The sequence below is a fragment of the Curtobacterium sp. PhB142 genome (assembly GCF_004341255.1).
GTDB lineage: Bacteria > Actinomycetota > Actinomycetes > Actinomycetales > Microbacteriaceae > Curtobacterium.
Window position 1 is genome coordinate 220,428 of the sequence record NZ_SLUT01000005.1, and the last position, 15,178, is coordinate 235,605.

Genomic DNA, 15,178 nt, shown 5'->3' on the forward strand with positions numbered 1-15,178 from the left:
TCGACGCTACGGGTGGGTTCCGCGCACTGTCGCCCCGCCACGCCGCGTGTCGCCGATCAGGTCGGCAATTCAGTCCTTCGCGCGGATCACGCCGTTGTCCGGTGCGGATACGTCGTACTCGACCACGACGCCCGGGTTCCGCGCCGCGTGGTCCTTCACCAGGGCGGCGAGCAGCGCGGCCTTCGCCTCGGAGTCGTCGGGGCTCCCCCACACGACGGTCGAGCCGTCCTTGAGCGTCAGGGTCACGTCGTCGGCGGTGGACCCGGCGACCCGCGTGACCTGCGACCGGACGGTCGACGGCAGCGCCAGCACGACCTCGGTCATCGTGCGGAAGCTCGAGGACCCGAGGCGCGCACGGGCGATGTCGGCGAGCGGCATGGTGGCCGGACGCTGCGGCGACGACTGCACGACGATGCCGGCCGGGTCGACGAGGTCGAACGAGCTGCCGGACTTCACGGCGACGACGGGCGTGCGCTCGGTCACCGTCACGACGAGGGTGTGCGGCGGGGCCTCTTCGGTCACGTAGCTCTCGATGAGCGGGAAGCCGGCGATGTCCTGCTTGATCTCGTCGAAGTCGAGCCGCGCGAGCGGGGTGCCGATCTGGTCGGACAGGGCCTGCCGCAGCGCGGTCTCGTCGACGCGGTTGGTGCCCTTGACCTCGATCGTCTGCAGGGCCATCAGCGGCGAGAACACCGCCACCAGGATCGAGACGCCGAGCACGAGCACGATGCCGGCCGCGGTGATCCACGCGGCGCGACGGTGGCGACTGCGCCGGGTGAACCGCCGCACCTCGGCCCGCTCGAGCAGGCGACGGCGACGCTTCGCGATGCGCGCCTCACGCGCGGTCTCGGCAGCGCGGACACCGGCACCGATGGGTGCGTCGTCGTGCTGGACCGGCCGGGAGGCACTCCCAGCGTCGAGCACGTCGGTCACGGTCGCGTCGTGCTCGCGTGCACTGCCCGCCGCGCCCCCGGACGGTCGTCGCGCCCCGTCTCCTCGGGGCGCGTTGCCCGCGTCGGGGCGCGGGTCGCGGTGCTCCTCGTCCGGTGTGTACTCGCGCAGGCGGTCGGCGACGGCGCCGAAGCCGGCGCCGACGCGGCGGCCGGCCGCGCCCGCGAGGGCGCCGACGCGGTCGCGCGTCGAGTCTGCGGCATCGGTGGTCGGTTCCGCGCCCGCGGACGGCCGTCGCGCCCCGGTGCTCGGGGGCGCACCGACCGCTGGGGGGCGCGATCCGGAGGAACCGGGTGCGGGAGTGACGGCCGGGGCCTCGTCGACCGCAGCCGACTCGTCGGGCGTGGGACGGGCCTCCCGGTCGTCGGGTGTGCGCCCGCGGAACGGGAGCCGCGGCATCGAGGGGCCACGACGCTGCCGAGGCGCGTCGGCGCCCTCGACCGGGGCGTCCCTGCGGGCGTCCCCCTCGTCGAACCCCTCGGGTCGCCTCACCGGCCCAACGCTCCCAGCACCTGCGGGATGATCCGGTACACGTCACCGCAGCTGAGCGTCATGATGATGTCGCCGTCGCGGGCGACCGCGGCGGCACGGGCGGCGGCCTCGTCCCAGTCCGGCAGGAACTCCACGCGGGACTGGTCGGCGAAGCGCTCCTGCACCAGGGCGCCGGTGACGCCGGGCTCCGGGTCCTCGCGCGCACCGTAGACGTCGAGGACGACCGTGTGGTCGGCGAGCTCCTCGTAGACCCGCGCGAAGTCACCGGCCATCAGACGGGTGCGCGAGTACAGGTGGGGTTGGTGGATCGCGATGATGCGGCCGTCGCCGACGACGTTGCGGGCGGCCTTGAGCGCCGCGGCGACCTCGGTCGGGTGGTGCGCGTAGTCGTCGTAGACCGACACCCCGCGCTCGACACCGTGCAGTTCGAAGCGGCGCTGGGTGCCGCCGAAGGCCTCGAGCCCGCGGATCGCGTCGGCGGCGCTCACTCCCAGACCGGTCAGGACCGCGAAGGCGCCGACGGCGTTGATCGCGTTGTGCCGGCCCGGCACGCGGAGGGTCAGGTGGTGTGCCTCGCCACCGGCGCGGAACGCGACCTCGACGCCCGCGGACTCGATGATCCGCTCGATGCGCACGTCGGCGTCGACGGCCTCGCCGAAGGTGACGACCTCGGGGGCGTCGGCACGCGCGCGGATGCCCGCCGTGACGGTCTTCGCGCCGGCGTCGTCGCTCGAGATGACGACGCGCTCGCTCGCCTTCGCGGCGAACTCGACGAACGCGTCGGTGAAGGCCTCCTCGCTGCCGTAGTGGTCGAGGTGGTCGGCGTCGACGTTCGTGATCAGGGCCACGGCGACGTCGTAGAGCAGGAACGAGCCGTCGGACTCGTCGGCCTCGACCACGAACAGGTCGCTCGAGCCCGGCGCCGAGCTCGTGCCGAGCGACTGGATGACGCCGCCGTTGACGAAGCTCGGGTCGAGGCCGAGCTCGACCATCGCGGTGACGATCATGCCGGTCGAGGTGGTCTTGCCGTGCGCGCCGGCGACCGCGACGAGGCGGTGCTCGGCGATGAGGGCGGCGAGGGCCTGGGACCGGTGCAGCACCGGCAGGCCGCGGCGCTGCGCCTCGAGCAGTTCGGGGTTGTCCGGCCACAGCGCGCTCGTGACGACGATCGTGTCCGCGTCGCCGACGTTCGCGGCGTCGTGGCCGATGTGCACCGCGGCGCCGAGGTCGCGCATGATGCCCGTCGTCTCGGTCTCGCGGGAGTCGCTGCCCGTCACGCGGCGACCGGCGGCGAGGAACATCCGGGCGATGCCGCTCATGCCAGCGCCGCCGATGCCGACGAAGTGCACGGTGCCGAGGTCGTCCGGGATCGGCTGCGTCAGGTCCGGCTTGATGGTCATGGTTCCTCCGTGGTGCTGGCGGCGCCGTTGCCTCGTGCGGTTCCTCGTGCGGCACCTCGTTCGGTGCCTCGTGCTGCGTCCAGGACGAGGTCGGTCATCCGGTCCGCGCCGTCGCGGTGTCCGACGCTGCCCGCCCGGACCGTCATGTCCGCGATGCGGGCCCGGTCCTGCAGGATCGTCAGGAGCTGGAACGTCACCCAGTCGGGGTCGAATTCCCCGTCCGCCACGAGCACTGCTCCCCCGGCATCGACGACGTCCTTCGCGTTGTGCCGCTGCTCGCCGTTGCCGACAGGGTACGGCACGAGCACGCTCGGCAGCCCGACCGCGGTGAGCTCGCAGACCATGCCGGCGCCGGAGCGGGACACGACGAAGTCGCTCGCCGCGTACGCCAGGTCCATCCGGTCGCAGTAGGCGAGCACGTGGTAGCCGTCGAGGTCGCTCGGACCGATGTCCGACGCGGCACCGACGACGTGCAGGACCTGCCAGCCGGCGCCCACGATGGTCGCCGCGGACTTGTTGATCGTGCGGTTGATGCTGCGGGCGCCCGAGGAACCCCCCGTGACGAGGAGCACCGGGCGAGCCGGGTCGAGCCCGAACTCGGCGAGGGCCTCGGCACGACTGGCACGGCGGTCGAGCGACTCGATCTCGCGCCGGAGCGGCATGCCGACGACCCGGCCGTGCCGCAGTCGGGTGTTCGAGAAGGTCAGGCCGACGTGCTCGGTGAGGAACGCGGCGAGGCGGTTCGCCAACCCCGGCTTCGCGTTCTGCTCGTGCACGACGATCGGGGTGCCGGTGCGCCGGGCCGCGATGTACGCCGGCGCCGCCGCGTAGCCGCCGACGCCGAGGACGACCTCGACCTCGTGCTCGCGGATGATCTGCTCGGTGCGCTTGACGGCCGCGGCGAAGCGCTGCGGGAAGCGGAGGGCCGCGCCGTTCAGCTTCCGGGGGAACGGCAGGCGCGGGATCGTCAGGAGCTCGTAGCCGCGCATCGGCACCAGGCGGGACTCGAGGCCTTCGGCGGTGCCCAGGACGAGCACCTCGGCATCCGGCTCGCGCTCGGTCAGCCGGTCGGCGACCGCGAGCAGGGGGTTGACGTGTCCGGCGGTGCCCCCGCCGGCGAAGAGGTACTTGCTCACCGGAGTCGTCCGTTCGTGGTGGTGCTGTCGAGGGGCGGGTTCGTGGTGCGCGGGTCGTTCTTCCCGGGCAGGTCGCGGGCGAACGACAGCACGACGCCGATCGCCACCAGGGTCATGATGAGCGCGGACCCGCCGGCCGAGATCAGCGGCAGTGGGACGCCGAGGACCGGCAGCAGGCCGAGCACGACGGCGATGTTCACGAGCGCCTGGCCGATGATCCAAGCCAGGATGCCGCCCGTGACGGTCTTCACGAACGGGTCGCGGGACTGCCGGATGATCTTGATCATGCCGACGGCGAGCACGACGAACAGGGCGAGCACGACGACGGCGCCGATCAGGCCGAGCTCCTCGCCGATGATCGCGAAGATGTAGTCGTTGTCCGCCTCGGGCAGCCACGACCACTTCGCCTTGGAGTTGCCGAGTCCGACGCCGAACACGCCACCGGACGCCAGCGCCCACATGCCGTGCACGGGCTGCCAGCACAGGTCGGCGTACTGGTTCGAGTCGGTGCAGCCGGACAGCCACGCGCTGATGCGCACCTGGCGGGACGACGACGCCATCGTGACGAACGGCAACATGACCGCCATCGCCGCCAAGCCGACGAGCAGGTGCCGCGCGCGGGCCCCGCCGACGTAGAGCGCACCGAGGACCAGGATGAGCATGATCATCGCGGTGCCCTGGTCGCCACCGAGGATCACGAGGCCGAGCGACAGGAGCGAGGCGATCCCGATCGGGATGAACACCTCTTTCCAGTCGTCGAGCTTGTCGCGCTTGACGTACATGATCGCGCCGATGCCGAGCACCAGGCCGAGCTTGACGACCTCGGACGGCTGCGCGGTGAACGAGCCGATGCCGATCCAGTTCCGGTTGCCCTGGACGTCGATGCCGAGCGGTGTGTACACGAGCAGCTGCAGGACGAGGGCGGCACCGAGCAACCGCATCGCCCACTTCCGCCACAGCCGTGTCGGGATTCGGCTCGCGACGAGCATGAGCGGGATGCCGAGGACCGCGTACAGCCCCTGGCGGGACGCTGCGCCGAAGAAGTCGTGCGTCGCGGCGTACTGCTCGACGCTCGACGACGACAGGACCATCACGACACCGAAGACGACCAGGAAGAGCGTGACGCCGAGGATCGTGTAGAAGGTGCTGGACTCGGCGACGAAGACGTTCTTGACGGCGACGAGTGCACCGTTCGTGCGACGCGAAGTGCCCGTCGCCGGCGTGCTACGACTGTTCGGAAGATCCGTCGTCGCCATCGGCGTTGCCTCCCAGGTGCTCGTGGACCGCCGCCGCGAAACGACGCCCCCGGTCGGCGTAGGAGCCGAACTGGTCGAACGACGCAGCCGCCGGGGCGAGGAGGACCGTGTCGCCCGGCCTCGCGACCGATGCGGCATGCCGGACCGCCTCGGGCATGACCTGATCAGTGTCCGTCGTCTCCACCTGGAGCACCGGCACCCCGGACGCGTGTCGCGCGAATGCCTCCAGGACGGGGGTCCGGTCGGTGCCGATCACGACGACGGCACGGACCTCGGGGCCGAAGCGTGCGACGAGCCCGTCGACGTCGACGCCCTTGAACAGGCCGCCGACGATCCACACCACGGTGTCGAACGAGGCGAGCGAGGCGGTGGCGGCGTGCGGGTTCGTGGCCTTCGAGTCGTCCACCCACGCGACGCCGGCTGACTCCGCCACGAGCTCCGTGCGGTGGTGGTCGGCGCGGAAGGCCCGGACGGCGGACTGGATCGCACTCGGCTGGACGGTGCCGGCACGGGCGAGGGCCGCGGCGGCCAGGACGTTCATCGTCATGTGCGGGCTGGCGAGCCCGGCGACCTCGAGGTCGGCGAGGGTCGACAGCTCGAGCGCGCTGTTCCGACGGTCGTCGTTGAAGGCGCGGTCACACAGGACGTCCTCGACGATGCCGACGTCACCGGGCGCGGGCACCCCCGGCGTGAAGCCGACGGCACGGCAGCCCTCGACGACGTCGGCGTCCTGCACCATGTCGCGCGTGACGTCGTCGGCGGTGTTGTAGACGCACGCCATCACGGTGCGCTCGTAGACCTTGGCCTTCGCGGCGCGGTACGCCGCGGCGGAGCCGTGCCACTCGAGGTGGTCGTCGGCGATGTTCAGGCAGGCGCTCGCGAGCGGCACGACCGCGCCGTCGCCTGAGGTCGCCATGTAGTGCAGCTGGTGGCTGGAGAGCTCGACGACGAGCACGTCGTAGCCGTCCGGGTCGCGGACGACGTCGAGCACCGGCACGCCGATGTTGCCGCAGGCCACGGCACGCAGGCCGCCGGCCTCGTACATCGCGGTCGTGAGCTGCGTCGTGGTGGTCTTGCCGTTCGTGCCCGTGATCGTGATCCACGGTGCCGCGACCGGACCGCGCACGACCTTGTCGCGCACGCGCCAGGCGAGCTCGATGTCGCCCCAGACCGTGCTGTTCTGGACGGACCACTGCACGGTCGCGTTGTGCGGCGGCAGGCCGGGCGACACGATGACGACGTCCGGTGCCTGCTCCTGCAGCGCGGCCGGCACGGTGTCGAGCGGCGTCTGCACGAAGCGCGCACCGATGACGTCGAGCAGGTCGACGCTGTCCGACGGCGCGTCGGACGAGTACACCGTGACCGCACCGCCGAGCTCGACCAGGGTGTCGGCGACCGAGAACCCGGTCGCGCCGAGCCCGAGCACGGCGACGTTCAGGCCCTTCCACCCTTCGGAGTACCAGCTGTCGAGGGACTGGAGGCGGGAGGACGAGGACACCGGGTCAACCAACGCGTGCGATCCATTCGAGGTAGAAGAGGCCGACCCCCGCGGCGACGAAGAGCCCCGCGATGATCCAGAACCGGACGACGACCGTCACCTCGGCCCACCCCTTCAGCTCGAAGTGGTGGTGCAGCGGACTCATCCGGAAGATCCGCTTGCCGTGGGTGATCTTGAAGTACGCCCGCTGCAGGATGACCGAGCCGGTGACGATGAAGAACAGGCCACCGATCAGGATGAGCAGGAGCTCGGTGCGGCTGAGGATCGCGAGACCCGCCAGCGCGCCGCCGAGGCCGAGCGAACCGGTGTCGCCGAGGAAGATCTGCGCCGGCGAGGTGTTGTACCAGAGGAACCCGATGAGCCCACCGCAGACCGCGGCCGCGACCACGGCGAGGTCGAGCGGGTTCGACACCGTGTAGCAGGCGTGTGCGGTGTTCGAGTCGAGACGGGCGCCGCCGCAGATCTGGTTGGACTGCCAGAAGCCGATGATGACGTACGAGCCGATCGCCAGGATGCTCGAGCCGGTCGCGAGACCGTCGAGCCCGTCCGCGACGTTGACGCCGTTCGACGTCGACACCGTGAGCAGCACGATCCAGGCCAGGAACAGCACGGTGCCGATGACCGTGCCGAGCGCCATGAAGTCGAGCCACGGGATGTCACGGATCGCCGAGATCATGGTCGACGCCGGGGGCTTGCCGTTCGACGTCGGCACGACCAGGGCGACCGTGGCGAAGATGACGCCGACGATGACCTGGCCGAGGACCTTGGCCCACCCGCCGAGCCCGAGGCTCCGCTGGCGCCGGACCTTGAGGAAGTCGTCGATGAACCCGACGAAGCCCAGCCCCACCATGAGGAACAGCACGAGCAGGCCGGACAGGGTGATCGAGTCACGTCCGACCAGGTGGCCGACGAAGTACCCGATCACGGCGCCGATGATGAGGACGATGCCGCCCATCGTCGCGGTGCCGCGCTTGGTGTGGTGCGACTGCGGACCGTCGTCACGGATGAACTGCCCCCACCCGAGACGGTGGAACAGCTTGATGAAGAACGGGGTGAGCAGCAACGTGAACACCAGCGACGTAGCGCCGGCGATGAGGAGCGCGATCATTCGGTGACACCTCCGAGGCGGTCGCCGAGGAATCGCAGTTCGGCCGACTTCGAGGACTTGACCAGGACCACGTCGCCGGGGCGGAGCATGTCCTGGAGTGACCGGACGGCGTCGTCGACGTCCTCGATGAACACCGATTCGCCGTCCCACGATCCCTCGAGGGTGGCTGCCTGGTGGATGGGCATCGCGCCGCGGCCGACGACCACGAGCTGACCGATGCCGAGACGGACGACGAGCCGACCGATGCGGTCGTGCTCCTCGGTCGAGAACTCGCCGAGCTCGGCCATCTCGCCGAGCACGGCGACGGTCCGCTCCCCCGGGCGCACGATCTGCGCCAGGGTCCGCAGCGCCGCTGCGGTCGAGTCCGGCGACGCGTTGTAGGCGTCGTTGATCACGGTGACGCCCTCGGGGCCGCCCTGCAGCAGCTCCATGCGCCAGCGCTCGGCGCGCGTCATCGACGCGAGCGCCGCGGCGCCGTCGGCGAGCGGGACGCCCCAGCGGTGGGCGACCGTCAGGGCGGCGGCCGCGTTCATCGCGTGGTGCTCACCCAGGATCGCGAGGCGCACGTCCACGTGATCCGGGCCTCCAGGCTGGGTACCGTCCGTCGGACGGTCGCCTTCCTGATCGACGGGAGGCGCGGTGAGGGTGAAGCGGGTGCCGCTGCGGTCCGTCTCGATGCCGGTGATGCGGTAGTCGGCATCCGCCGACGTGCCGAAGCCGACCACCTGGGCGGCCGTCAGGTCGCGCATCGACGCGACCCGGTCGTCGTCGACGTTGAGCAGTGCGGTCGCGGAGGCGGGCAGGTCGGTGACCATCTCGGACTTCGCGCGCTGCGTCGCCTCGATGCCGCCGAACTCGCCGGCGTGCGCCAGGCCCACCTTGAGCACGACACCGACGTCCGGCTCGGCGATGCGGACGAGTGCCGCGATGTGACCGACGCCGCTGGCCCCCATCTCGACGACCAGGAACCGGGTGTCGTACGTGACCCGGAGCATCGAGATCGGTGCCCCGACGTGGTTGTTGAAGGACCCCTGGGGCGCGACGGTCTCGCCGTGCTGCTCGAGGATCGTGCGGAGCATGTTCTTCGTGCTCGTCTTGCCGTTCGAGCCGGTGATGCCGACGACCTTGAGCGGTGCCGGACGCCCCTCGGCGTCGACGCGGTCGGCGGATGCCATCCGGACCCGGGTGACGACCTCGTGCGCGAGCGCGGCGAGGGCGGCGTAGCCGTCCGCGACGACGATCTGCGGCGCGGTGGTCTCGACGCGCTCGGGCGTGATGACCAGCGCGGCACCGGCCTCGGTCGCGGCGGGCACGAAGCGGCGCCCGTCCGTGACCTCGCCGGGCAGGGCGAAGAAGACACTGCCGGGGCGGACCAGGCGCGAGTCGGTCTCGACCGAGCCCTCCACCACCAGGTCGCCGGGCTCGGCGACGTCGGTCGCCTGGGCACCACCGATCAGCTCGCCGCCGACCGCGGTGGCGATCTCGGCGAGGGTGAGCGCGATCATCGGAGGTCCTCGGCCGGACCGGAGTTCGGCTCCCAACCGGCTTCGCGCAGGGCCTGACGGGCCTCGTCGCGTGCCGAGTAGGGGGTGCGGACACCGGCGATGTCGCGGTAGTCCTGGTGGCCAGGGCCGGCCCAGAGGATGGAGTCGCCCTCACCGAGCAGACCGACGGCCACGCGGATGGCGGCCTCGGGCGGGCTCACCTCGTGCAGCTCGTGGTCCGGGAACGCCTCGCGCGCGGCGTCGACCAGGGTCTTCCGGATCGACGCGGCGTCCTCGAAGCGGGGGTGGTGGTCGGTGACGACGAGGATGTCGCTGCCGGCCGCCGCGACGCGGGCCATGTCGCCGCGCTTCGTGGTGTCGCGGTCGCCGTCGGCGCCGAACAGCATGAGGACCTTGCCGGACGTGAACTGGCGGACGGCCGCGAGGGTGTTCTCGAACGCGTCGGCGCTGTGACCGAAGTCGACGTAGACGCTCGGGCCGTGCTCGCCCGAGACGCGCTCGGTCCGGCCGGGCAGGTAGCACTCGATGGCGGAGACGCGGCGCACGGCGCCGTCGCGGTCACGGTCGCTTCGGGCCTCGTGCTCGTCGCGGTCGTCTTCGTCCGGGTAGCGGCGGTGGTTGCTGTCGAGCGCGTGCGCGATGGCACCGAGCTCGAAGCCGCCCTCGACCAGCATGACGATCGCCAGTGCGGCGTTCGCGGCCATGTGCCAGCCGATCAGGGGCACACGGGTGGTGAGCTCGCGGCCCTCGGGACCGGTCAGGCGGAACTCGGTGTACGCGGCGTGCGCCTCGACGATGTCGACGTGCCACTCGGCCTCGACGTCCGGGTGCACGGTGATCGTCGTGACCGGGATGCGGGAGTCCTGCACCACGCGGTGGCCCCAGTCGGTGTCCAGCGAGACGACGCCGCGACGGGCGTGCTCGGGCTGGAACAGCGGGAGCTTCGCCTGGTAGTACTCCTCCATGTCGGCGTAGTCGTCGAGGTGGTCGTGCGACAGGTTCGTGAAGGCCGCGACGTCGAAGACGATGCCGTCGACCCGGTGACGGCTGAGGGCCTGCGCGCTCACCTCGACGGCGACCGCGCGCACCTCGCTCTCGCGCATCCGGGCGAGGAGCGCGTGCATCTCGCTGGCCTCGGGCGTGGTGAGGCGGCTCGTCACGCTGAGCGTGCCGATGTGGCGCTCGGCGGTCGAGCTCAGGCCGGTGACCAGGCCGAGCTGCTTGAGGATCCCCTCGAGGATGTACGACGTGCTCGTCTTGCCGTTCGTGCCGGTGACGGCGAACAGCTGCGGCAGGTCGGTGGCCTCGTCCGGGTGGGTGCGGTACACCCAGGCGGACACGTCGCCGAGGGCTGCACGGGGGTCGTCCACGACGAGGACCGGCAGGCCGGCCGCTCGTGCGCTCTCCACGCCGGCGTCGTCGGTCAGGACGGCGACGGCACCGCGCTCGGCGGCCTCGGTGGAGAACTCCGCGCCGTGCCGGTTCGCACCGTGCACGCCGACGAAGACGTCACCCGGCTGCACCTCGGCGGCGCTCAGCGTGACACCGGTCGTCTCGACGGCGTCGAGGGAACCGACGACGCGGAGGCCGAACGCGTTCGCGAGTTCGGCGACCGCCCTCGGGGTCGGGTGTTCGGGCCGGAGGACCGGGGGGATCCGTGCGGACAAGTGTTCCTTCTTCCTCACCACGTGGACGGGTAGAGCTTCGCCTCGGACGCGGAGGGGGCTACTCGGTACTTCTCGAGCACCTGGGACATGAGTGTGCGGAACGCCGGAGCCGCTCCGCTCGACCACTTGTTGGTCTGCGGCTTCGTGAACGTCACCGTGACAACATACTGGGGGTCTTCGGCGGGTGCCATTCCGGCCACCGAGGTGATGCGCTGACCGCCGTAGCCCTTCGAGCCCTCGGCCACCTCGGCGGTACCGGTCTTCGCGGCGATGTTGTAGCCCGAGATCGGCTTCATGCCCACGAGCGTGCCGCCCGTGACCACGCTCTGGAGCATGTCGGTGACCTGGGTCGCAGCGTCGGCGGACACGACGCGCTGCTTCTGCACGTCGGGCGCGTCGATGGTCTTGCCGTCCGAGGTGGTGCAGCCCTTGACGAAGTGCAGCGGGATCCGGACACCGTCGTTCGCGATGGTCTGGAACACGCTGGCGACCTGGACCGCGGTCGTCGAGATGCCCTGGCCGAACATCGAGTTGATGTTCGTCTGCTGGTCCCAGTTCGGGCTCAAGCCGTAGTCCATCGACGGCTGGCCCGGGTAGTCGATCGCCGACTCCGGCTCGAACAGTCCGAACTTCTGCATGTAGTCGTACCGCTGCTGCGCCGTCAGCCGCGCGCCGAGCTCGGTGATGCCGACGTTGGACGAGTTCTGCAGGATGCCCGTCAGCGTCAGGTTCTCGGTCTCGTGGAACTCGGAGTCGTGGATCGTGCCGCCCCAGGGGAAGGTGCGCGAGTACGGCACGACCGCCTGGTCGGTGGGACTCGACTTGCCCTGGTCGATCAGGGCGGCGGCGATGGCGGCCTTGATCGTCGAACCGGGCTCGTAGGAGTCGGTGAGCGCACGGGAGCCGAACGCCCCCTTGTCGGTCGTGGCGTCGACGTCGTTCGGGTCGACCGTCGGGTAGTCGGCGACCGCGAGCAGCTCGCCCGTCTTCACGCTCGTGACCGTGGCCGTCGCCGACGCCGCCTGCAGGGTCTTCGCGGCGGACGCGATGGTCTGCTGCGCCATGTACTGCAGGTCGCTGTCGATCGTCGTGACGAGCGTGCCGCCGTCCTTGGCCTGCTTCTTCGTCACGGTGCTGCCGGGCAGCTGGACGCCGTCCTCGCCGCGCTCGTACGTCTCCGAGCCGTTCGTGCCGGCGAGGCACTTGTTGTAGGCGTACTCCAGGCCGGCCTGTGCGCCGTCGGTGCCCATGAAGCCGGTGACGTTGCCCGTGGTCGCACCCGTCGGGTAGACCCGAGACGCCTGCTGCTCCTTGTAGATCCAGGGGATGCCGAGGTCCGTGACGGCCTCGTAGTGCTTCACGTCGAGGCCCTTGACCAGGTACGCGAAGTCCGACTTCGGGTTCGCGGCGATGTTCTTCCGCATGGTCGCGACGTCGCCACCCGAGGCCTTCGCCAGGGCGGTGAGCGCCGTCGACACGCTGATGTCCTTGACCCGGGTCCCGCCGAGCTTGCCCTTGAAGGCCTTGACCAGGCGCGGGGCGGTGGTGATGTTGTACCGGGTGACGCTGTCGGCGAGTTCCGTGCCGTTGCGGTCGACGATCGACCCGCGGGTGCCGTAGATCGTCACCGGGATGCTGCGCTTCTGCGTCGACTGCTCGTTGAGGGCCGAGGCCTGCACGACCTGGATGTCGACGAGGCGGACCACGAAGACACCCACCAGGGCGATCACGGCGATCATCACGATGCTGTAGCGCAGTCGGCGGTTGCGGATCGTCTTCGTCACGCGGTGAGGTCCTTCCCGGATGGTGCTGAGGGTGGTTCAGACCCGCAGGTCACCGGGTGGAGGGCGCCTGGAGCTGGTTCGCGTCGGACTCTACGGAGGACTTCGAGGAACCCCCGTCCGACGCGCTGGCGCCGCTCGTCTTCCCAGACGCGGCGGTGCCGGTGGTGCTGTCGGCGGTGCTGTTGCCGGCGGTGTCGTCGGCCTTCGCGTCGGTACCGGCGCTGCCCGTGGTCGAGCCCGTCTCCTTGCTCGTCGACGTGTCGCCCTGCTTCGCAGCGAGGGGGACGTCGTTGAGCAGGGAGTTCGGCACCTGGTTCGAGGTCGCTGCGGTGGCCTGGTCGGCGACCGCCGGGGTCGGCGTGCCGTAGACCCGGCCCGTCTTGGGGTCGAGGTAGACCGGCGTGGAGTTCGCGATCATCCCGAGGGACTGCGCGTTGCGGGCCAGGTTCTGCGGCGAGTCGAGCACCCGGAGTTCCTCGGACAGCGACTGCTGCGTGCGGGACAGATTCGTCTGCTCGGTGCCGAGCGCGCTCAGCGTGTAGGCCCCCTGGCTGAGCACCATGCTGATGCCGAGCTGGGCGAGCAGCAGGACGCCGAGGGCGACGACCGCGGTGACGGCGTAGCCGATGCGGGGCCGTGCACGGCGCTGGGCCGCGGTCGGTGTGACCTCGACGAGCTCCGGTCGGTTCTGGCGGTCCGGGCGCGGGGCGCGGGACGGGACGACGGCGGGGTCGACGAGTGCGAGGTTCGTGCTCATGTCACTTCCGGATCCGCTCGGCCGCGCGCAGGCGCACGGGTGTTGCTCGGGGGTTGGCGGCGCGCTCGGCCTCGTCGGCCAGCTCGGCGCCCTTGACGATCAGGGAGAAGGTGGGGGCGTGCTCGGGGAGCTCGACCGGCAGCCCGGCAGGGGCGCTCGACTTCGTGCGCGCCACCAGCGCCCGCTTGACGATGCGGTCCTCGAGCGACTGGTACGACTCCACGACGATGCGACCGCCGACCGCGATGGCGTCGAGCGCCGCCGGGATCGCGCGTTCCAGGACGCTGAGTTCGGCGTTCACCTCGATGCGCAGCGCCTGGAACACGCGCTTCGCGGGGTGGCCCTGGCGCTGGATCGCGACCGGGGTCGCGTCGTGGAGCACCTGCACCAGGTCGCCCGACATCTCGAACGGCACGCTCGCGCGGCGGTCGACGATGGCCCGGGCGTAGCGGCCGGCGAGCTTCTCCTCGCCGTAGCGCTGGAAGATGCGGCGCAGTTCGCCCTCGTCGTAGGTGGCCAGGACGTCGGCGGCGGTCTGCCCCTCGGTCCGGTCCATCCGCATGTCGAGCGGAGCGTCCTGGCTGTACGCGAAGCCGCGCTCAGCCCGGTCGAGCTGCAGCGAGCTGACGCCGAGGTCGAACAGCACGCCGTCAACCTGGCGGAAGCCCTCGCCCTCGATCGCGTCGACGATGCCGTCGTACACGGTGTGCACCAGGCGGACGCGGTCGCCGAAGCGGGCCAGGCGCTCCCCCGCGATGCCGAGGGCGTCGGTGTCACGGTCGAGACCGATCAGCGTCAGGTCCGGGAACCGCTCGAGCAGCCCCTCGGAGTGTCCGCCCATGCCGAGCGTGGCGTCGACGACGACCTTGCCCGGGCCGTCGAGCGTCGGTGTGAACAGGTCGACGATGCGCTCGAGCATCACCGGCGTGTGCGGGAAGCGTGGTGCCCCGTTGTCGTTGTCGGCCATGTGCGGCCCCTCGTCTTCCGGGCCGCGGGTCCGGATCCCCATCCATGCGACCTGACATCGGGGAAGTGATGTCAGGGCTTCACGGCTGGGAGTCCCGATCCACGGATCAGAAGATCCCCGGGATCACCTCCTCGTCGTTGTCGGCGAACGCCTCTTCGGCTTCGGCGTAGTAGGCCTCCCACGCGGTGGTCGACCAGATCTCGGCACGGTCACCGCTGCCGATGACCGTCAGGTCCCGTTCGAGCCCCGCGTACTCACGGAGGTTCTGCGGGATCGTCACGCGGTTCTGCTTGTCGGGCTGTTCAGCGCTGGCCCCCGAGAGGAACAGGCGCATGTAGTCCCTGGTGCGCTTCGACGTCATCGGTGCGGTCCGGATGCGTTCGTGGAGTTCCTCGAACGTCCGGGCGCTGAAGACCACGACGCAGCGTTCCTGGCCGCGGGTCATCACGAGTCCCCCGGACAGTTCGTCCCGGAACTTGGCGGGGAGGATCACGCGACCCTTCTCGTCGAGCTTCGGGGCATGAGTACCGAGCAGCACGTCGGGCCTCCCCTCCGCTCCACCGGACCGTTGCAAGCCCCACTTTACTCCACTGCCCTCCCCTCGGCCAGGATTCCGCTCCCTTTTCGCCGCGTGGCACCCCTTTTGGGGCCGTTTCG

Annotated in this window: 12 protein-coding genes; all 12 read right to left on the reverse strand. The window is 70.9% G+C overall.

Features of this window, described 5'->3' with window-relative positions; genetic code table 11:
• Positions 1-69: 69 nt before the first annotated feature.
• The 12 genes from EDF31_RS11845 to mraZ all read right to left on the reverse strand — a co-directional run bounded on the left by EDF31_RS11845 (position 70) and on the right by mraZ (position 15,059).
• On the reverse strand, positions 70-1,443 hold the full coding sequence (locus tag EDF31_RS11845; protein WP_131846255.1) for an FtsQ-type POTRA domain-containing protein: 1,374 nt from the start codon (positions 1,441-1,443) through the stop codon (positions 70-72).
• Positions 1,440-2,843: a UDP-N-acetylmuramate--L-alanine ligase gene (gene murC / locus EDF31_RS11850; RefSeq protein WP_131846256.1), complete on the reverse strand. Its 1,404-nt coding sequence runs from the start codon at positions 2,841-2,843 to the stop codon at positions 1,440-1,442. The genes EDF31_RS11845 and murC overlap by 4 nt, the downstream gene beginning before the upstream one ends.
• Positions 2,840-3,979, reverse strand: coding sequence for an undecaprenyldiphospho-muramoylpentapeptide beta-N-acetylglucosaminyltransferase (murG, locus tag EDF31_RS11855; RefSeq protein ID WP_243650002.1), 1,140 nt, complete (start codon positions 3,977-3,979; stop codon positions 2,840-2,842). The genes murC and murG overlap by 4 nt, the downstream gene beginning before the upstream one ends.
• Positions 3,976-5,235, reverse strand: coding sequence for a putative lipid II flippase FtsW (ftsW, locus tag EDF31_RS11860; protein ID WP_131846257.1), 1,260 nt, complete (start codon positions 5,233-5,235; stop codon positions 3,976-3,978). The genes murG and ftsW overlap by 4 nt, the downstream gene beginning before the upstream one ends.
• Entirely contained in the window at positions 5,204-6,733 is a 1,530-nt protein-coding gene (murD, locus tag EDF31_RS11865; protein WP_131846258.1) for a UDP-N-acetylmuramoyl-L-alanine--D-glutamate ligase, read from the reverse strand. Before murD ends, ftsW begins: the two co-directional genes overlap by 32 nt.
• A 4-nt stretch (positions 6,734-6,737) precedes the next feature.
• Positions 6,738-7,841: a phospho-N-acetylmuramoyl-pentapeptide-transferase gene (gene mraY / locus EDF31_RS11870; RefSeq protein ID WP_131846259.1), complete on the reverse strand. Its 1,104-nt coding sequence runs from the start codon at positions 7,839-7,841 to the stop codon at positions 6,738-6,740.
• A complete protein-coding gene (gene murF / locus EDF31_RS11875; protein WP_123292462.1) occupies positions 7,838-9,346 on the reverse strand; it encodes a UDP-N-acetylmuramoyl-tripeptide--D-alanyl-D-alanine ligase in 1,509 nt (502 codons plus the stop codon). The genes mraY and murF overlap by 4 nt, the downstream gene beginning before the upstream one ends.
• Entirely contained in the window at positions 9,343-11,013 is a 1,671-nt protein-coding gene (locus EDF31_RS11880) for a UDP-N-acetylmuramoyl-L-alanyl-D-glutamate--2,6-diaminopimelate ligase (RefSeq protein WP_131846260.1), read from the reverse strand. Before EDF31_RS11880 ends, murF begins: the two co-directional genes overlap by 4 nt.
• A 14-nt stretch (positions 11,014-11,027) precedes the next feature.
• Complete coding sequence (locus EDF31_RS11885) at positions 11,028-12,797, reverse strand: penicillin-binding protein 2 (RefSeq protein ID WP_131846261.1); 1,770 nt, start codon at positions 12,795-12,797, stop codon at positions 11,028-11,030.
• A gap of 49 nt (positions 12,798-12,846) precedes the next feature.
• Positions 12,847-13,554 (reverse strand): hypothetical protein, encoded by a 708-nt coding sequence (locus EDF31_RS11890; RefSeq protein ID WP_131846262.1) that lies wholly within the window; start codon positions 13,552-13,554, stop codon positions 12,847-12,849.
• 1 nt (position 13,555) lies between these two features.
• The gene (gene rsmH / locus EDF31_RS11895) at positions 13,556-14,521 is read right to left on the reverse strand and encodes a 16S rRNA (cytosine(1402)-N(4))-methyltransferase RsmH (protein ID WP_131846263.1); all 966 of its coding nucleotides are present in this window, start codon (positions 14,519-14,521) and stop codon (positions 13,556-13,558) included.
• A 106-nt stretch (positions 14,522-14,627) separates the two neighbouring features.
• The gene (gene mraZ, locus EDF31_RS11900) at positions 14,628-15,059 is read right to left on the reverse strand and encodes a division/cell wall cluster transcriptional repressor MraZ (RefSeq protein WP_071254530.1); all 432 of its coding nucleotides are present in this window, start codon (positions 15,057-15,059) and stop codon (positions 14,628-14,630) included.
• Between the last annotated feature and the right edge of the window lie 119 nt (positions 15,060-15,178).